Below are 22,284 nucleotides of genomic sequence, written 5' to 3'. Positions count from 1 at the left end.
CGGCCCTTCCGGTTCCTCCGGGGCGTCGGGCGGGGCCGTGGCAGACGTCACCGCGCGTCCCCGGCGCCGCCTCACGCCGTACTGGCTGCTGCTTCCGGCCGGGCTCTGGCTCGCCGTCTTCTTCGTCGCGCCGTTCTTCTACCAGGCCTCGACGTCCGTACAGAGCGGTTCGCTGGAGGAAGGCTTCCGCGTCACCTGGGACTTCACCAACTACACCGAGGCGCTGGCGACTTACGCCCCTCACTTCCTGCGCTCGTTCCTCTACGCCGCCGCGGCCACCCTGCTCTGCCTGCTCATCGGCTACCCCCTGGCGTACATGATCGCCTTCCGTGCGGGGCGCTGGCGCGGACTGCTCCTGGTGATGGTGATCGCGCCCTTCTTCACCAGCTTCCTCATCCGTACGCTCGCCTGGAAGACGATCCTCTCGGACTCCGGCCCGGTCGTGGGCGTACTGAAGTCGGTGCACATCCTGGACGTCACGAGCCAGCTGGGCCTGACCGGCGACGAGAGACTGCTGGCGACCCCGCTGGCGGTGGTGTGCGGACTGACGTACAACTTCCTGCCGTTCATGATCCTGCCGCTGTACAGCTCGCTGGAGCGGATCGACCTCTCGCTGCACGAGGCGGCACGGGATCTGTACGCGAGGCCGGCGACCGTCTTCCGGAAGGTCACCTTCCCGCTCTCCCTCCCCGGTGTGGTCGCGGGCACGCTGCTCACCTTCATCCCCGCCTCGGGCGACTACATCAACGCCCAGCTGCTCGGCTCGCCGAACACGCAGATGGTCGGCAACGCCATCCAGAAGCAGTTCCTCAACGTCCTCGACTACCCGGCTGCGGCCGCCATGTCGTTCATCCTCATGGCGATCATCCTGATCGCGGTCAGTGTCTATATGCGCAAGGCCGGAACGGAGGAACTCGTGTGATGAGCGCCCCAACCGTCCCCCCGTCAGCTTCCGCGCAGACCTCCCCGGCTCCAACGAGGAAGCCGGGCTCCGTGCCGCTGCGCTGGCTGCGCCGCAACGCCGTCGTCCTCGCGGGTGCGGCTTCGCTGGTCTATCTGCTGCTGCCCAACGTCGTGATCATGCTCTTCTCCTTCAACAAGCCGGCGGGCCGTTTCAACTACGAATGGCGCACTTTCTCCACCGACGCCTGGACCGACCCGTGCGGCGTCGCCGACATGTGCGGATCTCTCGGACTGAGCCTGCAGGTCGGCCTGTTGGCGACGGTGTTCGCCACCGCCTTCGGCACGTTCGCGGCGTTCGCTCTCGCCCGCTACCGCTTCCGCGGCAAGGGCACCGGCAACGCGCTGATCTTCCTGCCGATGGCGATGCCCGAGGTCGTCATGGGCGCCTCGCTCGGCACGCTCTTCCTGAACACACGGGTCGCCTTCGGCTTCGTCACCATCCTGATCGCACACATCATGTTCTGCCTGAGCTTCGTGGTCGTCGCGGTGAAGGCACGCGTGATGAGCATGGATCCGAGGCTGGAGGAGGCGGCGCGTGATCTGTACGCGGGGCCGCTGCAGACGTTCCTGCGGGTCACGCTGCCGCTGGCCGCTCCCGGCATCGCGGCGGGCGCGATGCTCAGCTTCGCCCTCTCCTTCGACGACTTCATCATCACGCAGTTCAACGCCGGCCCTTCTACGGTCACTTTCCCGATGTTCGTCTGGGGAGCGGCACAGCGCGGCGTCCCGGTGCAGGTGAACGTCATCGGTACGGCGATGTTCCTGATCGCGGTCGCGATCGTCCTCGGCGGCAGGATCGCAGCCGGCCGCCGGAGGAGGCAGGCGTGACGGCACGGCCCCACGGACCCGGGGCAGGCCCGGCGGCCGGGGAGCGGGAGTCCGAGGCCGTACGGTCGCTCGCGGGCGCGCGGCCCGTCCCGTTCTGGCTGGACGACCCGGAGCACCGCCCCGAGGCGCTGCCGGCCCTCGCGGGCGAGACGAAGTGCGACCTGCTCGTCGTCGGCGGCGGATACAGCGGCCTGTGGACGGCGCTCATCGCGAAGGAGCGCGACCCGTCCCACGACGTGGTGCTGCTGGAGGGCAAGGAGACCGGCTGGGCCGCCTCCGGCCGTAACGGCGGATTCTGCGACTCCTCCCTCACCCACGGCTTCGCAAACGGGCTCGCCCGCTGGCCCGACGAGATCGAGACCCTGGAACGCCTCGGCATGGCGAACCTCGACGCCATCGGGGAGGCCGTGCAACGCCACGGCATCGACTGCGACTTCGAACGCACCGGCGAAATCGAGACGGCGACCGAGCCGCACCAGGTGGCGGAGCTGCGCGAAGCCGCCGAGCAGGCACGGCGGCACGGGCTCGGCGACCGCGTGACCTTCCTGGACGGAGCCGCCGTACGCGAACAGGTCGACTCGCCCGCCTTCCTCGCCGGTCTGTGGTTCCGCCACAGCGTCGCCATGCTCAACCCCGCGAGGCTCGCCTGGGGGCTCAAGCGCGCCTGCCTGGCGGCGGGCGTGCGCGTCTACGAGTACACACCGGCGCGCGGCCTGACCGCCGCCGCCGACGCGGTGACGGTGGGCACCCCCTACGGACGCGTCCGCGCCCGGCGGGCCGCCCTCGCGACGAACGCCTTCCCGTCGCTGCTGCGGCGACTGCGCCCGTACATCGTGCCCGTCTACGACTACGCACTGATGACCGAGCCGCTGAGCGAGCGTCAGCGGGCCGCCGTGGGGTGGCAGGGACGGCAGGGGCTCGCGGACAGCGCCAACCACTTCCACTACTTCCGGCTCACCGCCGACGACCGCATCCTGTGGGGCGGCTACGACGTCCTCTACCACTACGGCAGCAGGATCGCCGCGGAGTACGAGCAGCGGCCCGAGACCTTCCGCAAGCTGGCCGGCCATTTCTTCGACACCTTCCCGCAGTTGAGGGGGCTGGGCTTCAGCCACGCCTGGGGCGGTGTGATCGACACGTGCTCGCGCTTCTCGCCGTTCTTCGGAACGGCGCACGGCGGACGGGTCGCCTACGCCGCCGGCTATACGGGGCTGGGCGTGGGCGCGACCCGCTTCGGCGCCGAGGTCATGCTCGACCTGCTCGGCGGTGAGTCCACGGAGCGTACGGAGCTGGAACTGGTCCGCAAGAAGCCGTTGCCGTTCCCGCCTGAGCCGGTGCGGTGGGCGGGCATCGCCCTGACGCAGTGGTCGCTGGCACGCGCCGACGCGCGAGGCGGGCGACGCAATCTGTGGCTGAAGGCGATGGACGCGACGGGCATGGGCTTCGACAGCTGAGCGCGGCCCCGAGCCTGCGCGCGAACACTGCGCCGCCTCGTGGGAGTTGAGATCTCCGCGGCAGACCTGTTCATGGGTTCCGAAGGCGGTTCCGCCGGGCCTCGCGGTCCGGCGGCGCCCGCGACCGCGGATACCCGCCGGACCCTCTTGCTGCGCCGGCCGCGTGTTTCCGGCCTCCGGCGCAGCGCGCTCAGGAGCGCGGAGGCGCTGGGGTGAGCCGGAGCGCCTGTGCGCCCGGCGGCGCCGCCGCGAAAGCCGCAGCCCGCCGCGCGGGCGAAGACGGCCCGGGCACTCGCGCTCTGCGGCCCGCGGCCCGTGTAACGCGTCGTCACTGGTGGGGCCGCTGAAACATGTGTAGACCTCTGCCCCCGCGTACCGCCTTGATGGCATGCTCCCCTCAACTACCCCCCACTGAGGAGCAGCTGAATGAGTATCAGGTGCAGATCGAGGGCCAGAGCCGTGGCGGTGACGGTGGCGCTGACGGCCACGGGGCTGCTGGCCGCCCCCGGAACGGCGGTCGCGGACGGGTCCCATGGGGCCGCGGTTTCGCGGATCGCCGCCGAGCCGGGAGCGTCGGCGGCCCCGGTCGAGGTCAGCCGTGACGGCTCCTCGGTGCGCACGGAGGCGAGCGAAACCAAGGCCTCCAAGACGCTCGAAGTGGAGTACCAGGTCCAGGAGACCGGCTACTGGTGCGGCCCCGCCGCGACCCGTATCGCCCTGTCCGCGCGCATCGGACCGCCCAGCCAGACCGACCTGGCGGCCCAGCTCGGCACCACCGAGAACGGCACCGACGACATCAAGCAGGTCACCGGCGTGCTCAACGCGAATCTCGGCGGCAGCGACTACGAGTCGAAGTACATGCCCGACGACCCGCCGTCGCAGGAACAGAAGGACGTGCTGTGGCAGGACATCGTCGGGGGCATCGACGGCAACTTCCCGCTCGTCACCAATATCGTCGCGCCGCCCGGCAACCAGCCTCCCGGCTATCCGCCGGACCAGACGATCTACCACTACTTCACGGTCATCGGCTATGACGACGCCAACAGGTCCGTGCTGATAGCGGACCCGGCCTCCTTCTCCGGCAACCAGATCTACTGGCTCTCCTTCGATCAGCTCGCGTCCCTCATCCCGCCGAAGGGCTACGCGGCCTGACGCGGTGACGGCGTCCCCTCGCCCCGTACGCCGGGCCGGGCCCTCCCGCCCCGGCCCCTACCCCCCTGTGGCCGGGGTCTTCCGGCCCGGCGTACGGCTTCTCCGCGGCGACTCGCGGGCGCTTCCCCGTCTTCGCGCTCTCCCGTCTTCGCGCCTCAACGCCTGCTCGGCCCGCTCGGCCCGCCCCGCCCGCTCCGCTTCGACGGCCCCGGATCCGACTTCGAGACCGACGGCTCACGCAGCCCGCGCAGAGTGACGGCGACCGCCCCCGTCAGCACCACCCAGCTGAGGCACCAGCTGGCCACCACGTCCAGCGGCCAGTGGTAGCCGCGCCACACCAGGCCCGCGCTGCACGCCAGGGTGAGCAGCGCGGCGGTGATGGGCAGCGGCCAGTACGGAGGCCGCCGGGCCGTCAGTGAGAAGAGCAGCGCCGCACCGCCGAAGGCGACGGCTGCCGTGGCGGTGTGACCCGACGGGTAGTAGTTGGTGCCGCCGGGCGGCCCGGGCCTGCCCAGCCACACCTTGACGACGCTGACCGCCAGGGCCGTTGCCGCCAGCGCCAGCCCCGCGTACACGGGCGGCAGCCAGTGGCGCGCACCTGGGCCGCCGTGTCCCCCTCGCCCGCCTCCCGTCACGGCCGCGTAGGTCATCGCTGCGGCGAGCACCGGCAGCGCGACGGCCAAGTTGCCCAGATCCGCGCAGAGTTCGGCCACCGGGGCGGGCGGGGAGGTGCGCTGCAGCGCGTCGCCCAGGCGCACATCCACCCCGACGAGGGGCCCGTCGACGGCGACCTGCCAGGTGACGAGGGCGAACAGCACGCAGCACAGCGCGCAGAGCGTGAGATGAAAAACCGACCGCCCCGGAACAGGGGGGAGAGTTCCGGAGCGGCCGTATCGACCGGCGGCATTCCGCGAGCCCCGGGGGGTGTGGAGCGAGCGGTCCCCCGATCGGTGAGGAGCGTGCGCCAGGGCACTACCCGGCCTGTCTTGGGGAGAGACGGGCTCGGGCCGGGAATCCGGAGTGGAGTTCCGAAGTACCCGAATACCGAAACCGTACGGCAGGTCAGCGGGGCCGGACAGCCGGATTACGTACCGGCCATCGGCCTCGCACACATTCTTCACGCCGAACGGTTTCCGCACCGTGCTTCACAGACCCGCGAGGGCGCCTTCCAGCACGTCGAGGCCCTCGTCGAGCAGGTCCTCGCCGATCACCATGGGCGGCAGGAAACGCATCACGTTGCCGTACGTGCCGGTGGTCAGCACCAGCAGCCCGTTCTCGTGGCAGGCCTTGGCGAGCGCGGCGGTGACCTGCGGGTCCGGCTCCTTGCCGCCGGGCTTGACCAGTTCGATCGCCAGCATGGCGCCGCGGCCCCGTACGTCCCCGATGACGTCGTACTGCTCGGCCAGCTTCTGCAGCCGCGGCTTCATGACCTCCTCGATGCGCTTCGCCCTGGCGGGCAGATCCAGCTCGCGCATCGTCTCGATGGAGCCGAGCGCGGCGGCGCAGGCCACCGGGTTGCCGCCGTAGGTGCCGCCGAGGCCGCCGACGTGCGGCGCGTCCATCATCTCGGCGCGACCGGTGACCGCCGCCAGCGGCATCCCGCCGGCGATGCCCTTCGCGGTGGTGATCAGGTCCGGGACGATGCCCTCGTCCTCGCAGGCGAACCACTGGCCCGTACGGCAGAAGCCGGACTGGATCTCGTCCGCGACGAAGACGATCCCGTTGTCCTTCGCGAACTGCGCGAGGCGCGGCAGGAAGCCCTTCGCGGGCTCGATGAAGCCGCCCTCGCCGAGCACCGGCTCGATCAGGATCGCCGCGACGTTCTCCGCACCGACCTGCTTGCTGATCTGGTCGATGGCCTGGGCCGCGGCCTCCTCGGCGCAGTTCTCGGGGCCGGTCAGCCAGCGGTAGGGATAGGCGACGGGCATCCGGTACACCTCGGGCGCGAAGGGGCCGAAGCTGTGCTTGTACGGCATGTTCTTCGAGGTCAGCGCCATCGTGAGGTTCGTACGGCCGTGGTAGCCGTGGTCGAAGACGACGACGGCCTGACGCTTGGTGTACGCACGTGCGATCTTGACGGCGTTCTCAACGGCCTCGGCGCCGGAGTTGAACAGCACGCTCTTCTTGGCGTGGTCGCCGGGGGTGAGCCGGGCGAGCTCCTCGCAGACCTCCACGTACGGCTCGTACGGCGTGACCATCACACAGGTGTGGGTGAACTGGGCGAGCTGCGCGCTCGCGCGGCGCACCACCGCTTCGGCGCTGTTGCCGACGCCGGTCACGGCGATTCCGGAACCGAAGTCGATGAAGGAGTTGCCGTCGACGTCCTCCAGGACGCCGCCGCCGGCACGCTTGGCGAAGACGGGCATCACGGTGCCGATGCCGTCGGCCACCGCGGCCTGCTTGCGGGCCATCAGTTCCTGGGACTTCGGCCCCGGGACGGACGTGACGACTCGGCGCTCCTGGGGGAGGGCAGGGCCACCGGACATTTCCGTCATCGTGCTCATAGCGCTCTCTCTCAGGACGAAGGGGTCTGCACGTCCTTCGCAGGCTAGAGGCCGGGACGAGGGCGGGACATGCACCGGTGCGGAGAAGTGCCCGTGTCGTGTTGGCCGTCACGGCTATAGGCACGGAGGTGCGGTAACCGGCCGTACGCGACGGTCACGGCCGCCCGTCGGGCCGCCCTGGGTGGGTCAACTCCCTCCTCCGGCGGCTAGATTGGGACCGGGAGCAGGGACCAGGGACCAGGGCGCCGTGACGAGGCGGGACCCACCGGCCGGGCAAGGGTAGAGGCAGTACATGGACATGGAGTCTCCGCACCGGGGGCAGCGTGCGGACAGCGCACAGGGTTCGCAGGGGGAGCCCGGCACCGGGTTGCCCCGCCAGGGGAGCGCGCAGGACCGTGAGGCGGCCGACGGCCGGCCGCCCGCCGAGCAGGCGCCCCCGCAACCGCCCCGGCAGGCGCCCCGGCAGACGTCCCCGCGTCCGCCTAGTGACCCGCCGCGGCCGGCCGAGCCGCCCAGGCCCGCGCGCGCACCCGGCGCCAGTCACCGGCTCGCCGACTGGCTGCGCACCCCGCGCCCCGAGGCCGAGCCGGGCATCTGGCGGCACGGCTACCGGCCCCTGCCGGAACAGGACCCGGGCCGGGTCCCCACGCGTCAGCTGCTCGGCGGTGCGCTGGTCTCGTTCCTCATCGCCTGGCTGATCTGGTCGCTGCTCACCAACGGCTATCTGGGCCAGTACTACATGTGGCCCCTGTTTGCGGTGATGCCCGACTCCGCGGGGGAGGGCGCACGCGGAGTCGCCGTGATCGTCTACTCCGCCCTCATCATCGCCGCCCTCGCCGTCGTCTTCGGACGGCTGGGCCACTGGCCGGAGCTGGCCCGCCGGGCGCGTGCACGCCTCACCGGCAGGGGCAGCTCGCGCAGGAGGGCGGAGAGGCGCGCCGGCGCCGTGCCTCCGGTCCCGGCTCCCGCGCCCGAGTCCGACCCCGTCGAGTGGCCGGATCTGCGCGCCCACGGTGCCGGAAGCGCCGCCGATCTGCTCGCCTCCGAGGTGCGCGACGGCCGCATGAACGACGTCGACCACGCCCGTATCCACCGCGCATGGGAGTCCGTACGTACGCGCCCGGGCCGGCTCCCCGCCTTCGTCGAGACCGTGCTCGCGCACGGGGCGGGGGCCTGCGTGCATCCTTCGGGCCGCCGCGACCTTCCGCACGGCCGGTCCGCACGGCACGACCTGAGCGTCGGTCAGGTCCGCATCGGCACCGCCGCCGACAGCGAACGGAACCCACTGGGCTACCGGGGCGCCGGCATGGCCCTGGAGCCGTCGCTGCTGGGCACCTCGGCGCTCGCCGTCGGACCGCCCGGCTCGGGTAAGACCCAGCGCCTGGCCCGGCCCGTGACCGAATCCCTCTGCTTGCAGGCACTCGCAGGACAGGCCGCCGTCGTGGCGGTGACGGCACACGGTGAGCGGCTCGCGCCGGACGAGTCCTTCGACGTCGTCGTGCGCGTCGGCCACTCCGGCTCCTCGCACGATCTGGACCTCTACGGCGGTACGCACGACCCCGACGAGGCCGCCGGCATGCTCGCGGAAGCGCTCGTCGGAGATCTGACCGAGGCGCTCCCCGGCGGTGACAGCCGCCGCGCCGCGACGGCGCTGGCGCAGCTCATCGGTCCCTTCCGTGCCGTGCACGGCCGCTTCCCCGCGGTACCGGAGCTGCGTGAGCTGCTGGACGGCTCCGCCTCCGCGCTCGACGAGCTGCGCACCGCTCTCGAGGACGCCGGGCTGGCCGCGCAGCTTCGCGAACTCGACGCGTACGGACGGCAGTCGGGCCGCGCCGGCGACGCCCCGGCGCTTCTTGCGGACCGCATCGCGCTGCTGGACAGGCCCGCTTTCTCCGGCTTCTTCGTGCCCGAGGGCGCCGACGGCCCGGCCGGCGAAGGCAGCGGGGTGCCGTCCCCCCGGCCGTTCTCGCTGCGTGCCCTGGAGAAGCCCCTCCGCGTCCGCATCGATCTGCCCGGCAGCGGCCACGCGGAGGCGTCGCGGATCCTCGCGCGGCTCGTGCTCGCCCAGTTCACCGAGTGCGCGGCCGCACGCGAGGACCAGTCACTCTTCGCGGGCCTCGTCCTCGACGACGCGGCCCAGACCGTCACCCCGCAGGCACTGCGCGGCCTGCAGCGGGTCCGCTCCGCGCACGGCGGCGTGCTGCTCACGCTGCGCGCGCTGGACGACGTACCCGCGCGGCTGCGCGGTCCGCTGCTGGGCGCGGTCGGCTGCCGGATGGTGTGCGCGGGCGTCACTCCGTGGGACGCCGAGCACTTCGCGGAGGTGTGGGGCACGGAGTGGGTCGAGACCCGCGACGTCACCAACCGCCAGCTCGTCTCCGATGAGCCGCTCACCAAGATGATGCACGCGGTGCGCAGGCTGGCCACGGGCAGGCACGTCACCGCCGAGTCGGTGACCGTACGAAGGGTCCAGCGCGAGCGCTGGTCCGCCTCCGACCTCGCCAACGATCTGCCGCCCGGGCACGCTGTGTTGTCGCTGACCACGGTCCGTGGGAAGCGGACGCCGCCGATCCTGGCGGAGCTGGGGGAGTGAGTACGGTAATGGTTTCGGGAATGACCGAAATGAGCCGGGCGCCTGTACCGTGAGGCTTGTTATGCCACCCACTCTTGCCTCGCTCGTACAGCACTCCGCACTCCGGCTGGCCGTGCTCACCGGGCAGGACAGGCTGGACACCGATGTGCGCTGGGCGCACGCGAGCGAGCTGGCGGACCCGACCCCTTATCTGGACGGCGGCGAACTGCTGCTCGTCACGGCCCTGAAGCTGGACGCCGAGGACCCGGAGGCCATGCGCGCCTACGTGGACCGGCTCACCGAAAAGGGCGTGGTCGGACTGGGCTTCGCCGCGGGGGTCAACTACGAGAAGGTGCCGGACGCGCTCGTCGAGGCGTGCCGCGAGGCCGGGCTGCCGCTGCTCGAAGTGCCGCGCCGTACGCCCTTCATCGCCATCAGCAAGGCGGTCTCCGCCGCCATAGCGGCCGAGCAGTACCGCGCTGTCACTGCCGGTTTCGAGGCGCAGCGCGAGATGACCCGGGCGGCCCTGTCGCAGGAAGGCCCGGCGGCTCTGCTCACCAAGCTCGCCTCGGAGGTGGCCGGTTGGGCCGCGCTGTACGACGCCTCCGGTGCCATGGTCGCCACCGCGCCGGCGTGGGCCGTCCGCCGTGCCGCCCGCTTCGTCGCCGACGCCGAGCGGCTGCGCGACCGGCCGGCACCGGCGAGTGCCGTGGTCAGCGGATCGGACGCCGGTGACGACCGCGTCGAGCTGCAGTCGGTCGGCAGCGGGCGGCGCGCGAAGGCCGTGCTCGCGGTCGGTACGGCGGCTCCGCTCGGCACCGCCGAGCGCTATGCCGTGCACTCCGCGATCGCGCTGCTGACACTGACGATGGAGCGGTCGAGAGCGCTTCAGGAAGCCGAACAGCGCCTCGGCGCCGCGGTGATGAGAATGCTGCTCTCCGGCGAGGCCGACCATGCGCGTGCCGTCGCCGGATGCCTGTACGGCGGGCTGCTGGACGCCCCGATGCGGGTCATCGTGGCCGAGCCGGCCGCCGGCCCCTCGTCCCGCGGGCGTGCGAACGGGCAAGCAGGGCAAGCCGGTCAGGCGGCGGCCGCGGCCGCGGTGAACGGACGCGGTCCGGGGGGCGGCAACCTGCCCGTCGTGACCGTCACCGAGTCCTCGGCCGTGCCGGTGCCCGTTCCGGACGGTCTCGCAGAGGACCTGCCCGGGCCCCTCGAACAGCTCGCCGACCTCATCGAGACGGCCGCCGCGCGCAGCGGCGAGGCGGTCCTCGTCGTGCCGGACGGCAGCCGTCTCGTCGTACTCGCCTCCGACGGCGGAGCCGCGGTCGCGGCGTGCGCTCAGTACGCGTCGGCCTGCGCCGAGGCGGTGGGCGCCTCCGGCCCCGGCGGCTCCCGTACAGCGGGCGGTGCTTCGTCGTCCGCCTCCGAGGACGCACTCGTCATCGGGGTCTCTGCGCCGGCCGGGCTCGCGGCGGCCGCAGTCGCCTTCAAGCAGGCCGACCAGGCGCTGTCGGTCGCCCGCCGCCGTGGCGCTCCGCTCGTCGAGCACGAGGACGTGGCCGCCGGCTCGGTGCTGCCGCTGCTCGCCGACGACGCCGTACGCGCCTTCGCCGACGGTCTGCTGCGTTCGCTCCGCGATCACGATGCGAACGGCAGGGGCGATCTCGTCGCGTCGCTGCGGGCCTGGCTCTCGCGGCACGGTCAGTGGGACGCGGCCGCCGCCGACCTGGGCGTGCACCGGCACACCCTGCGCTACCGGATGCGGCGGGTCGAGGAGATCCTCGGGCGTTCCCTCGACGATCCGGACGTACGCATGGAGCTGTGGCTGGCCCTGAAGGCGACGGGCTGACGGGCACGAGGAACGGGCCGGCCAGGCCAGGTCTCCGTGACAAACCGGTGTGTGCCGAGCGGCGACTGCTACGCGCCGGACAAGAAGGACAGGTCTTCGCAGGCCCTACCGTTGGCAGAAGAGCCGACGAGTGCGGCCCGGCACTGATCACGGCCGTCAGCCACTCGTCATCTCTCACGTGTCATCTCTCGTGCATTCATCTGATCCCGCGAATTCCGAAGGGCGGCTCCGCAGTGACGACAGCGACTTCCCCGCACGCGTTCTGGCTCGCCGGGCGTGAGGCCACCGGCGACGCCACGCTCGATGTCACCTCGCCCTGGGACGGCCGGCTCGTCGGAAGCATCAGCCTTCCCACCGCGGCCCAGGTCGAGGAGGCCGTGGCCGCCGCTGCCGCCGTCGCCGGCGAGTTCTCCGCGACTCCCGCGCACGTACGCGCCGCCGCCCTCGACCACGTCACGAACCGCGTGCGCGAGCGCTCCGAGGAGATCGCCACGCTGATCTCGGCGGAGAACGGCAAGCCGATGAAGTGGGCGCGCGGCGAGGTCGGCCGGTGCGTCTCCGTCTTCCGGTGGGCGGCCGACGAGGCCCGCCGCTTCAACGGCGGCGAGGCGCAGCGGCTGGATTCCGACGCCGGCGGCACGGGACGTCTGGCCTACACCCGGCGCTTCCCGTACGGACCGGTGCTCGGCATCGCGCCCTTCAACTTCCCGCTCAACCTGTGCGCCCACAAGGTCGCGCCCGCGCTCGCCGTCGGCACGCCGATCATCCTCAAGCCCGCCCCGGCCACGCCCCTGTCGGGGCTGCTGATCGGCGAGCTGCTCGCGGAGACGGACCTTCCGGCCGGCTCGTGGTCCGTGCTGCCCGTGCCGAACGACCGGATGCCCGAGCTGGTCCAGGACGAGCGGTTGCCGGTCGTCTCCTTCACCGGCTCCGCGCCCGTCGGCTGGTCCATCCTCGACTCCGCCCCGCGCAAGCGCGTCACCCTGGAGCTCGGCGGCAACGGCGCGGCGGTCGTGCTGGGCGACTTCTCCTCCGAGGAGGACCTGGACTGGGCGGCGCAGCGCATCGCCACCTTCTCCAACTACCAGGGCGGCCAGTCCTGCATCTCCGTACAGCGTGTGATCGCCGACTCCTCCGTCTACGACCGTCTGGTGCCCAAGGTCGTCACCGCGATCGAGGCGCTGCGCACGGGCGACCCGTCCGACCCGGCCACCGACGTCGGACCGCTGGTGAGCGAGGACGCGGCCAAGCGCGTCGAGTCCTGGGTCGAGGAGGCCGTCTCGCGCGGCGCGAAGCTGCTCACGGGCGGCGAGCGCGAGGGCGCCACGTACGCGCCGACGGTGCTGGAGAACGTCCCCGCGGACACGCAGATCGGCTGCGAGGAGGTCTTCGGGCCGGTCATGTCGCTGACGAAGGTCGAGGGCGAGGAGGAGGCCTTCGCCGCGGCCAACGACTCCAAGTACGGCCTTCAGGCAGGCCTGTTCACGCACGACATCCAGGCCGCGTTCCGTGCCCACCGTGCGCTGGAGATGGGCGGCGTCATCGTCGGCGACGTCCCGTCCTACCGCGCCGACCAGATGCCCTACGGCGGCGCCAAGCAGTCGGGCGTGGGCCGCGAGGGCGTGCGCTTCGCGATGGAGGACTACACCTACGAGCGCGTGATGGTGCTGACGGGCCTGGATCTGTAGCGCCGGCTCCCGCGCGTCGGTCTTCGGGCACAGGCGCAGGAACGTACAGGGCGAGGGTCGCCGCGGCTCACGAAGCGAGCCCCGGCGACCGCCCGTACCGCTTCCGCTCAGATGCCGGCGAGGTCTCCGGCGAAGACGACCATCTGATCGATGCGTTCGTCCCGCAGGTGCACCATGTCGGTTCCCGTCAGCAGCAGTTGGCCCGCCTCGTTGTGGTAACTCCAGCTGTAGCGCGCCCACTCGCCGGGGGCGTCCACCACTGTCGTACGGGTCACCCTCCCCGGGCCTTCCGGGTGGGCGCGGAGCTCGTTGATGAAGTTCTCCACGGCCTCGACGCCGACGCTGCGTCCCAACGGCCCCCAGAAGACGACGTCCTGCGTGAGCGCGCGCGACAGCAGTTCGGTCACATAGGCCTGGTTGGACGCGTTGAAGGCGGCGAGGAAGATGTCTACAGCGTCTTCGCCGGGTTCGACCTGCATGCCTCTGTCCTATCAGAAGGATGCTCCCCGCACAGGGCCGAGGAGCGCCGCCGCTGCCGCCGTAGGCTGGTGTCCGCTGCCACGGAACGGGTCACCGGAGAGAGTGAGCAGAGTTGTTCGTCTTTGCGCACATCAGCGACGTGCACATCGGGCAGGACCGCGGCGACGGGGGCTCCCGCGCGCGGGAGCGCACGGAGCGTGTGCTTCGCTATCTCGACGCGCTGCCCGGCGAGCTGGACGCGGTGATCCTCACCGGCGACGTCACCGACCACGGCACACCGCAGGAGTACGAGGAGGCCGCGAAGCTGCTCGACGGCTCCCGGCACACGCCGCTGCACTGCCCTGGCAACCACGACGTACGCGGGCCCTACAGGCAAGCGCTGCTCGGCGGCGACCCCGCCGACCCGGCCGACCACTCACCGGTCAACCAGCTCCACGTCCTGCCCGGTGCCACCTTCGCGATGTGCGACAGCAGCATCCCGGGCCGTGGCGAGGGCCGGCTCGACGACGCGACTCTCGCGTGGCTCGACACCGCCCTGGCCGGGGCGCCACGGGACAGGCCCGTCTTCGTCTGCTTCCACCATCCGCCGCTGCCGCTGCACGGCCAGTACGTCGACCCCATCCGGCAGTTCGGGGAGGACCGGCTCGCGGCCGTACTGGAACGGCACGCGCACGTGACGGCGCTGCTGTGCGGCCACAGCCACACGCCTGCGGTCACGTCCTTCGCCGGCTTGCCCCTCGTCGCCGCCCCCGGAGTGGTCTCCACCCTGAAGATGCCGTGGGAGGGCGAGCAGGACGGGCCGATCGACTACGCCCTGCCCCCGATGTTCGCGTTCCACATCCACGACGACGAGGGCCGCCTGACGACGCACTTCCGCGCGGTCCCCTGAGCGGCCCCGCGGCCGGCGCCCCGCGGACGGGAACCGCGCACGCCGAGCCGCCCGGCGCCCGCGCGGCGAACCTGCTGCCGGGACCCTGGTACGCATCGGATGAATCGGGTACATACGAGCGAGTAGCACCGGCCGGTAGTGCGCGCCGTCACAGGGCGCCGCACGGCGTTCCCTGTCCCTACCACGCGGCGAGATGAGTGAGATGACTGTCTCCGAGCGCGAAGCCCGAGAAGTAGCCGAGGCCGCACGCGAACAGGACTGGCGCAAGCCCAGCTTCGCCAAGGAAATGTTCCTGGGCCGCTTCCGGCTGGACCTGATCCACCCCCACCCCGAACCTCCCGCCGAGGACGTACGGCGCGGCGAGGAGTTCCTCACCAAGCTGCGCGACTTCTGCGAGGCGACGATCGACGGCGCCCGGATCGAGCGCGAGGACCGCATCCCCGACGAGGTCGTCACGGGGCTCAAGGACATCGGTGCACTCGGCATGAAGGTCGGCCCCGAATACGGCGGTCTCGGCCTCACGCAGGTCTACTACAACAAGGCGCTGGCCATGATCAGCAGCGCCAGCCCCGCGGTCGGAGCGCTGCTCTCCGCCCACCAGTCGATCGGGGTGCCGCAGCCGCTGAAGATGTTCGGCACGCAGGAGCAGAAGGACACCTTCCTGCCGCGCTGCGCCCGTACCGACATCTCCGCGTTCCTGCTCACGGAGCCCGACGTCGGCTCGGACCCGGCACGGCTGGCGACCACGGCGGTCCCGGACGGCGACGACTACGTCCTCGACGGCGTGAAGCTGTGGACGACCAACGGCGTCGTCGCCGACCTGCTCGTCGTCATGGCCCGAGTGCCGAAGTCCGACGGCCGCAAGGGCGGCATCACGGCCTTCGTCGTCGAGGGCGGCTCCGAGGGCATCACCGTCGAGAACCGCAACACCTTCATGGGACTGCGCGGCCTGGAGAACGGCGTCACCCGCCTCCATCAGGTCCGAGTCCCGGCGGCGAACCGCATCGGCAAGGAGGGCGACGGGCTCAAGATCGCGCTCACCACCCTCAACACCGGGCGGCTCTCGCTGCCGGCCACCTGCGTCGGCGCCGGCAAGTGGTGTCTCAAGGTCGCCCGCGAGTGGGGCGAGGCACGGGTGCAGTGGGGCCGTCCGGTCGCCAAGCACGAGGCCGTCGGCAGCAAGATGTCCTTCATCGCCGCGACGACCTTCGCGCTGGAGGCCGTCCTCGACCTCTCCAGCCAGATGGCCGACGAAGAGCGCAACGACATCCGTATCGAGGCCGCGCTGGCCAAGCTGTACGGCAGCGAGATGGCCTGGATCATGGCCGACGAACTGGTGCAGATCCGCGGCGGACGGGGCTACGAGACCGCCGAGTCGCTCGCGGCGCGTGGCGAACGCGGCGTACCGGCCGAGCAGTTGCTGCGCGATCTGCGCATCAACCGCATCTTCGAAGGCTCGACGGAGATCATGCATCTCCTCATCGCCCGTGAGGCCGTCGACGCCCACCTGGCGGTGGCGGGCGATCTGATCGACCCGGACAAGACGCTCTCCGACAAGGGCCGCGCCGCCATGGCCGCGGGCGGCTTCTACGCACGCTGGCTGCCCAAACTCGTCGCGGGCCCCGGCCAGTTGCCGGGGACGTACGCCGACTTCGGCGAACTGGCCGTGCATCTGCGCTACGTGGAGCGCACCTCGCGCAAGCTCGCCCGCTCCACGTTCTACGCCATGTCGCGGTGGCAGGGACGCATGGAGACCAAGCAGGGATTCCTGGGGCGCATCGTCGACATCGGTGCGGAGCTGTTCGCGATGAGCGCGGCGTGCGTACGGGCGGAGAAGCTGCGCCGCGACGCCCTGAGCAGCGGGCCCGACGGCAGGGCCCCGTACCAGCTGGCCGACGTCTTCTGCAGGCAGTCGAAGGTGCGCGTGGAGGAACTGTTCGAGCGGCTCTGGCACAACACCGACGACCTGGACCGCAAGGTCGTCAGCGGCATCCTCGACGGTGCGTACACCTGGCTGGAGGAGGGCGTCATCGACCCCTCGTCCGAGGGGCCGTGGATCTCGGACGCCGTACCCGGGCCTTCGACGAAGAAGAACGTGCACAGGCGCATCACCTGACGCCTGGCGCACCCTGACGAGCCTTCGCCACCCGACGGACCGGCAGGTCCGGCGCGGGAGGGGGTGGGCGCCCGGCGCGGAATCACACGCCGGGCGCCCGCGGCGGCCGCATGCGCGTCTGGCGGGCGCCGGGGCGGAGCCGGTGGACGCGGCGGTCCGAGTAGCCGTCAGAATGGGTTCATGACCGAATCCCTCGCTGATCCGCACCTGCGGTCCGCCGGCCCGCCGAGTGTGCCGGAAGGGCCGCGCGACATCGTGATCCTCGGATCGACCGGCTCCATCGGCACCCAGGCAGTCGATGTCGTACTGGCCAACCCCGGCCGGTTCCGGGTCACCGGACTGTCCGCCGCGGGCGGCCGGCTGGAGCTGCTGGCCGGGCAGGCGCACCGGCTTCAGGTGCGGACCGTCGCCGTCGCCCGTGAGGACAAGGTCGGGCTGCTGCGCCAGGCCCTGCGCGCCGAGTACGGGCCGGGGGAGCCGATTCCCGAGGTGCTCGCCGGGCCGGACGCGGCGACCGAACTGGCGGCGAGCGAGTGTCACACGGTGCTCAACGGCATCACGGGCTCCATCGGCCTGGCGCCGACCCTCGCGGCGCTGGAGGCGGGCCGGATGCTGGCCCTGGCGAACAAGGAGTCGCTGATCGTCGGCGGTCCGCTGGTGCGGGCGCTGGCCGCCCCCGGCCAGATCGTCCCCGTGGACTCCGAGCACTCCGCGCTCTTCCAGGCCCTGATGAGCGGCACGCACGCGGAGGTGCGCAAGCTGCTGGTCACCGCCTCGGGGGGCCCGTTCCGCGGACGCAGCAAGGCCGAACTGGCCGACGTCACGCCCAAGGAGGCGCTGGCACACCCGACCTGGGACATGGGCCCGGTGATCACCGTCAACTCGGCGACCCTCGTCAACAAGGGCCTGGAGGTCATCGAGGCCCATCTCCTCTACGACGTCCCCTTCGAGCGGATCGAGGTCGTCGTGCACCCGCAGTCGGCCGTGCATTCGATGGTGGAGTTCGCCGACGGCTCGACCATGGCCCAGTGCGGCCCGCCTGACATGCGGCTGCCGATCGCACTCGGCATCGGATGGCCGGAGCGGGTACCGGACGCCGGGCCGGTCTTCGACTGGTCGCGTGCGATGTCCTGGGACTTCTTCCCGCTGGACGCCGATGCGTTCCCCGCCGTGCCGCTCGCCTTCCAGGTCGGCGGCTCGGGAGGCACAGCGCCGGCCGTCTACAACGCCGCGAACGAGGAGTGCGTGGAGGCGTTCTTGAGCGGAAGGCTGCCGTTCCCCGGCATCGTGGATACGGTTGCCGCTGTGGTCGAGGAGCACGGGACCCCCCGCGCGGCGGCGTTGACGCTCGACGATGTCCTCGACGCGGAGACCTGGGCGCGCAAGCGCGCCCGTGAACTGGCGACGGCAGCAGCGGAGGCCCGCGCATGACGACCTTCATGACGATTCTGGGCATAATCGTCTTCATCGTCGGTCTGCTCTTCTCCATCGCCTGGCACGAGCTGGGGCACCTGTCGACGGCGAAGATGTTCGGCATCCGTGTACCGCAGTACATGGTCGGCTTCGGCCCGACGATCTTCTCGCGTCGCAAGGGGGACACGGAGTACGGCCTGAAGGCGGTGCCCCTCGGCGGCTACATCCGCATGATCGGCATGTTCCCGCCCGGCGAGGACGGGACGCTGCGCCAGCGCTCCACCTCTCCGTTCCGCGGCATGATCGAGGATGCCCGCGCCGCGGCCTTCGAGGAGCTGAAGCCGGGCGACGAGAAGCGGCTGTTCTACACGCGGGCGCCCTGGAAGCGCGTCATCGTCATGTTCGCCGGGCCGTTCATGAACCTGATCCTCGCCGTCGTGATCTTTCTGGTCGTGCTGATGTCCTTCGGCATCAACACCCAGACCACCACCGTCTCCTCCGTCTCCAAGTGCGTGATCCCGGCGTCAGCGAAGTCCGACAAGTGCCCGGCCGACGCCAAGGACTCGCCGGCCAAGGCGGCCGGCATGCTGCCCGGCGACAAGATCGTCGCCTTCGACGGCAGGCCCGTCACCGAATGGGGCACCCTCCAGCAGGCGATTCGTGACACCACGGGGCCCGCGACCATCACCGTGCAGCGTGACGGCGACCGCAAGACGCTCCAGGCCGACCTGATCCCGAACAAGGTCGCCAAGTCCGACGGCCGCGGCGGCTATGTCGAGGGCGAGTACGTCACGGCCGGCTTCCTCGGCTTCACCCCGGCGAGCGGAGTGATCCCGCAGACCTTCCCGCAGTCCGTCGACCGGATGAGCGACATGATGGTCCAGGGCGTGGAGGCACTGGTCGCGCTTCCCTCCAAGGTCCCCGACCTGTGGAACGCCGCGTTCGACGGGGGCGAGCGCAAGCAGGACTCCCCGATGGGCGTCGTCGGCGCGGCCCGGGTCGGCGGCGAGGTCTTCTCGCTCGACATCCCGCCGACGCAGCGGGTGGCGACGATGCTCTTCCTCGTCGCGGGCTTCAACCTGTCGCTGTTCCTCTTCAACATGCTGCCGCTGCTGCCCCTGGACGGCGGCCACATCGCGGGCGCCCTGTGGGAGTCCGTACGGCGGGCCTTCGCCAAGGTCTTCCGGCGGCCCGACCCCGGTCCCTTCGACGTGGCGAAGCTGATGCCCGTCGCGTATGTCGTCGCGGGGATCTTCATCTGCTTCACGCTGCTCGTATTGGTCGCCGACGTGGTCAACCCGGTGAGACTCGCGGGATAGGCCGGGGCCAGGGGTTGCCCGAGCCTGGCCCGGGGGGCCCGGCGGAAGATGGCGGCCCGTGTCATCCGGGCGGGTTTTGGCCCGGTATGTACGCTTCCGCCGGTTACCGGGAGAGGGATGTGCTCGTACGGGTGACGGTGCCGTAATCTCGGGGCCTGGAGCCCGTCGATCTATCGGGACTTCTCGATCCATACCTTGGGGTTGCACGCCTGATGACAGCGACAGCGATTTCGCTCGGAATGCCGGACGTACCGACCAAGCTGACCGACCGCCGCAAGAGCCGGAAGATCCAGGTCGGTCCGGTGGCTGTCGGCGGCGACGCACCGGTGTCCGTACAGTCGATGACCACGACCCGCACGGCCGACATCGGTTCGACGCTCCAGCAGATCGCCGAGCTCACCGCGTCCGGCTGCCAGATCGTGCGAGTGGCCTGCCCCACGCAGGACGACGCCGACGCGCTGGCCACCATCGCCTCCAAGTCGCAGATCCCCGTGATCGCCGACATCCACTTCCAGCCGAAGTACGTCTTCGCAGCGATCGACGCGGGCTGCGCCGCCGTCCGCGTCAACCCGGGCAACATCAAGCAGTTCGACGACAAGGTCAAGGAGATCGCCCGGGCCGCCTCCTCGGCCGGCACCCCCATCCGTATCGGCGTCAACGCGGGCTCGCTCGACAAGCGGCTGCTGCAGAAGTACGGGAAGGCCACCCCGGAGGCGCTCGTCGAGTCGGCGCTGTGGGAGTGCTCCCTGTTCGAGGAGCACGGCTTCCGCGACATCAAGATCTCGGTCAAGCACAACGACCCCGTCGTCATGATCAACGCCTACCGGCAGCTCGCCGCGCAGTGCGACTATCCGCTGCACCTCGGCGTCACCGAGGCGGGCCCCTCCTTCCAGGGCACGATCAAGTCCTCCGTCGCCTTCGGCGCCCTGCTGTCGGAGGGCATCGGCGACACCATCCGAGTCTCGCTGTCGGCGCCGCCCGCCGAGGAGTGCAAGGTCGGCATCTCGATCCTGGAGTCGCTCGGCCTGCGCCAGCGCCGCCTGGAGATCGTCTCCTGTCCGTCCTGCGGCCGGGCCCAGGTGGACGTCTACAAGCTGGCCGACGAGGTGACCGCCGGGCTGGAGGGCATGGAGGTCCCGCTCCGGGTCGCCGTCATGGGATGCGTCGTCAACGGCCCGGGTGAGGCCCGCGAGGCGGATCTCGGTGTCGCCTCCGGCAACGGCAAGGGGCAGATCTTCGTCAAGGGCGAGGTCATCAAGACCGTCCCGGAGTCCAAGATCGTCGAGACGCTGATCGACGAGGCGATGAAGATCGCGGAGAAGATGGAAGCGGACGGGGTCGCATCGGGCGAACCGCAGGTCGCCGTCGGCGGCTGAGCGCCCCCCGCCACCGCCGCAGCCGTCCGCGTACGTACGCATCCGGCCCCGTTGCCCGCCCGGCACGGGGCCGGAGGTACGCCCGGCCGGTGCGGGGTACAGTCGGAAGAGCGCCCGCTCCCCTTCGCTTCCGTCCCCGGGGCCACATCACGGTGAGGCAGCCGACACGTTGTTGACCACCACCTCCACCAGGGTTGTCGAGCCGGCCGAACTCGACGACGTCTTCGCTGTGCTGGACAGCGAGCCTGTCAACAACGCCTTCATCGCCTCCCGTGTGCGCAGCGCCGGCCTCGACGCGCTGCGCCTCGGCGGCGAGATGTGGGGCTGGTACCAGCGGGGGAGACTCACCTCCCTCTGCTACGCCGGAGCCAACCTCGTACCGCTGTGCGCGGAGCCGGAGGCCGTGCGGGCCTTCGCCGAACGGGCACGGCGGCAGGGGCGCCGCTGCTCCTCGATCGTCGGCCCGGCGGAGTCCACGGCCGCCCTGTGGTCGTATCTCGAACCGCACTGGGGTCCCGCCCGCGAGGTCCGTCCCCGGCAGCCGCTCATGATCGCGCGAGAGATCCCCCGCGACGTACGGCCGGATCCGCTGGTGCGCCGCATCCGCAAGGACGAGATGGAACTCGTGCTGCCGGCCTGCGTGGAGATGTTCACCGAGGAGGTCGGGGTCTCGCCGCTCGCCGGTGACGGCGGGCTGGTCTACCAGTCCCGGGTCGCCGAACTCGTCGGCTCCGGCCGCTCCTTCGCCCGCGTCGAGAACCGCCGGATCGTCTTCAAGGCGGAGATCGGCGCGGCCACGCCCCACGCCTGCCAGATCCAGGGCGTCTGGGTCACCCCCGAGCGGCGCGGCGAGGGTCTGTCCGTATCGGGCATGGCGGCGGTGCTGCGCTACGCGCTCACCGAGGTCGCACCGCTGGTCAGCCTCTACGTCAACGACTTCAACCACGCGGCACGTGCCGCGTACCGGCGCGTGGGCTTCCGCGAGGTCGGATCCTTCATGAGCGTGCTGTTCTGAGTCCGCGCCAGGTGGCGGCGCCACGGCGGGTCGCCGCGGCCGTAACTGCTAGTAGCCTCCCGGGCATGCTGCATTCTGCCGGGGGACCACCACCCCAGGACCCCCGCGAGCCCTTCATCGCACCGCTGGACCTGGAAGCGAACGTGGACGACGCACTCGCCGTGCAGGCCGTCGCCTTCGGCCTGAGCGACGACGAGATCGGGGTACGGCGCCACATCGTGCTGCGCCACGTGAAGTCTCCGGGCGCACGGGCGCTGGGAGCGCGCACACCGGAGGGGCGGCTGATCGGTTTCGTCTACGGCATGCCCAACGACCGCACGCAGTGGTGGTCCGGCGTCGTCGCGGGCCATCTGCGCGCGGCCGGCTGCGAGGACTGGCTGAACGACTCCTTCGTCATCACCGAACTTCACGTGCTCCCGCTGCACCAGCGGCGCGGCATCGGCCGTCGCCTGATCACCATGCTCACCGACGCCGCCGGGGAGCCGCGCTCGCTGCTCTCCGCGATCGACACCGAGAGCCCGGCCCGCTCCCTCTACCACCGGCTCGGCTACCGGGATCTGGCCCGCAATGTGCACTTTCCGAGCGCGCCGAGCCCGTACGCCGTGATGGGGGCGTGGCTGCCGCTGCGCCGCCCCTGAGCGACGCGGGGAGACGTCCGGGGGT

Annotated in this window: 17 protein-coding genes; 14 read left to right on the top strand and 3 right to left on the bottom strand. The window is 71.2% G+C overall.

The window, feature by feature from the left end:
- Positions 1-37: 37 nt before the first annotated feature.
- The 4 genes from ACSMXX_RS07165 to ACSMXX_RS07150 all read left to right on the top strand — a co-directional run bounded on the left by ACSMXX_RS07165 (position 38) and on the right by ACSMXX_RS07150 (position 4,397).
- Positions 38-922: an ABC transporter permease gene (locus tag ACSMXX_RS07165; RefSeq protein WP_473184674.1), complete on the top strand. Its 885-nt coding sequence runs from the start codon at positions 38-40 to the stop codon at positions 920-922.
- Between the two features lie 77 nt (positions 923-999).
- Positions 1,000-1,791, top strand: coding sequence for an ABC transporter permease (locus ACSMXX_RS07160; protein ID WP_473184673.1), 792 nt, complete (start codon positions 1,000-1,002; stop codon positions 1,789-1,791).
- Positions 1,788-3,245, top strand: coding sequence for an NAD(P)/FAD-dependent oxidoreductase (locus ACSMXX_RS07155; protein WP_473183202.1), 1,458 nt, complete (start codon positions 1,788-1,790; stop codon positions 3,243-3,245). The genes ACSMXX_RS07160 and ACSMXX_RS07155 overlap by 4 nt, the downstream gene beginning before the upstream one ends.
- 426 nt (positions 3,246-3,671) lie before the next feature.
- A complete protein-coding gene (locus ACSMXX_RS07150; RefSeq protein WP_473183201.1) occupies positions 3,672-4,397 on the top strand; it encodes a C39 family peptidase in 726 nt (241 codons plus the stop codon).
- A 155-nt stretch (positions 4,398-4,552) separates the two neighbouring features.
- Here the strand turns inward: ACSMXX_RS07150 and ACSMXX_RS07145 are convergent, their stop codons facing one another.
- Together ACSMXX_RS07145 and gabT are read right to left on the bottom strand one after the other, a co-directional pair.
- A complete protein-coding gene (locus tag ACSMXX_RS07145) occupies positions 4,553-5,215 on the bottom strand; it encodes a phosphatase PAP2 family protein (protein ID WP_473183200.1) in 663 nt (220 codons plus the stop codon).
- A 327-nt stretch (positions 5,216-5,542) separates the two neighbouring features.
- Complete coding sequence (gabT, locus tag ACSMXX_RS07140) at positions 5,543-6,892, bottom strand: 4-aminobutyrate--2-oxoglutarate transaminase (protein WP_473184672.1); 1,350 nt, start codon at positions 6,890-6,892, stop codon at positions 5,543-5,545.
- Positions 6,893-7,193: 301 nt separating this feature from the next.
- Between gabT and ACSMXX_RS07135 the strand changes: the two genes are divergently transcribed.
- The 3 genes from ACSMXX_RS07135 (at position 7,194) to ACSMXX_RS07125 (ending at position 13,013) form a co-directional block, all read left to right on the top strand.
- Positions 7,194-9,494, top strand: coding sequence for a type IV secretory system conjugative DNA transfer family protein (locus ACSMXX_RS07135; protein WP_473183199.1), 2,301 nt, complete (start codon positions 7,194-7,196; stop codon positions 9,492-9,494).
- A 61-nt stretch (positions 9,495-9,555) separates the two neighbouring features.
- Positions 9,556-11,325, top strand: a complete 1,770-nt coding sequence (locus ACSMXX_RS07130) for a PucR family transcriptional regulator (protein ID WP_473183198.1) — start codon at positions 9,556-9,558, stop codon at positions 11,323-11,325.
- Positions 11,326-11,558: 233 nt separating this feature from the next.
- Complete coding sequence (locus ACSMXX_RS07125) at positions 11,559-13,013, top strand: aldehyde dehydrogenase family protein (RefSeq protein WP_473183197.1); 1,455 nt, start codon at positions 11,559-11,561, stop codon at positions 13,011-13,013.
- 107 nt (positions 13,014-13,120) lie between these two features.
- Here ACSMXX_RS07125 and ACSMXX_RS07120 read toward each other — a convergent pair whose 3' ends face one another.
- Positions 13,121-13,492 (bottom strand): nuclear transport factor 2 family protein, encoded by a 372-nt coding sequence (locus ACSMXX_RS07120; RefSeq protein ID WP_473183196.1) that lies wholly within the window; start codon positions 13,490-13,492, stop codon positions 13,121-13,123.
- A gap of 113 nt (positions 13,493-13,605) precedes the next feature.
- Here ACSMXX_RS07120 and ACSMXX_RS07115 point away from each other — a divergent pair, with 113 nt between their 5' ends.
- The 7 genes from ACSMXX_RS07115 (at position 13,606) to ACSMXX_RS07085 (ending at position 22,259) form a co-directional block, all read left to right on the top strand.
- Positions 13,606-14,382 (top strand): metallophosphoesterase, encoded by a 777-nt coding sequence (locus ACSMXX_RS07115; RefSeq protein WP_473183195.1) that lies wholly within the window; start codon positions 13,606-13,608, stop codon positions 14,380-14,382.
- Positions 14,383-14,584: 202 nt separating this feature from the next.
- A complete protein-coding gene (locus ACSMXX_RS07110) occupies positions 14,585-16,498 on the top strand; it encodes an acyl-CoA dehydrogenase family protein (RefSeq protein WP_473184671.1) in 1,914 nt (637 codons plus the stop codon).
- Between the two features lie 180 nt (positions 16,499-16,678).
- Positions 16,679-17,929 (top strand): 1-deoxy-D-xylulose-5-phosphate reductoisomerase, encoded by a 1,251-nt coding sequence (dxr, locus tag ACSMXX_RS07105; RefSeq protein WP_473183194.1) that lies wholly within the window; start codon positions 16,679-16,681, stop codon positions 17,927-17,929.
- A complete protein-coding gene (locus ACSMXX_RS07100; protein ID WP_473183193.1) occupies positions 17,926-19,230 on the top strand; it encodes a M50 family metallopeptidase in 1,305 nt (434 codons plus the stop codon). The genes dxr and ACSMXX_RS07100 overlap by 4 nt, the downstream gene beginning before the upstream one ends.
- A gap of 212 nt (positions 19,231-19,442) precedes the next feature.
- Positions 19,443-20,606 carry a flavodoxin-dependent (E)-4-hydroxy-3-methylbut-2-enyl-diphosphate synthase gene (gene ispG / locus ACSMXX_RS07095; RefSeq protein ID WP_473183192.1) on the top strand — a complete coding sequence of 388 codons (1,164 nt, stop codon included), beginning with the start codon at positions 19,443-19,445 and terminating at the stop codon, positions 20,604-20,606.
- 169 nt (positions 20,607-20,775) lie between these two features.
- On the top strand, positions 20,776-21,621 hold the full coding sequence (locus tag ACSMXX_RS07090; protein WP_473183191.1) for a GNAT family N-acetyltransferase: 846 nt from the start codon (positions 20,776-20,778) through the stop codon (positions 21,619-21,621).
- 65 nt (positions 21,622-21,686) lie between these two features.
- Positions 21,687-22,259: a GNAT family N-acetyltransferase gene (locus ACSMXX_RS07085; RefSeq protein WP_473183190.1), complete on the top strand. Its 573-nt coding sequence runs from the start codon at positions 21,687-21,689 to the stop codon at positions 22,257-22,259.
- Positions 22,260-22,284 lie beyond the last annotated feature (25 nt).

The sequence above is a fragment of the Streptomyces sp. DSM 116795 genome (assembly GCF_055792905.1).
Note: the sequence above shows the minus strand (reverse complement) of the source record. Positions and strands in the feature narration are given on the sequence as shown.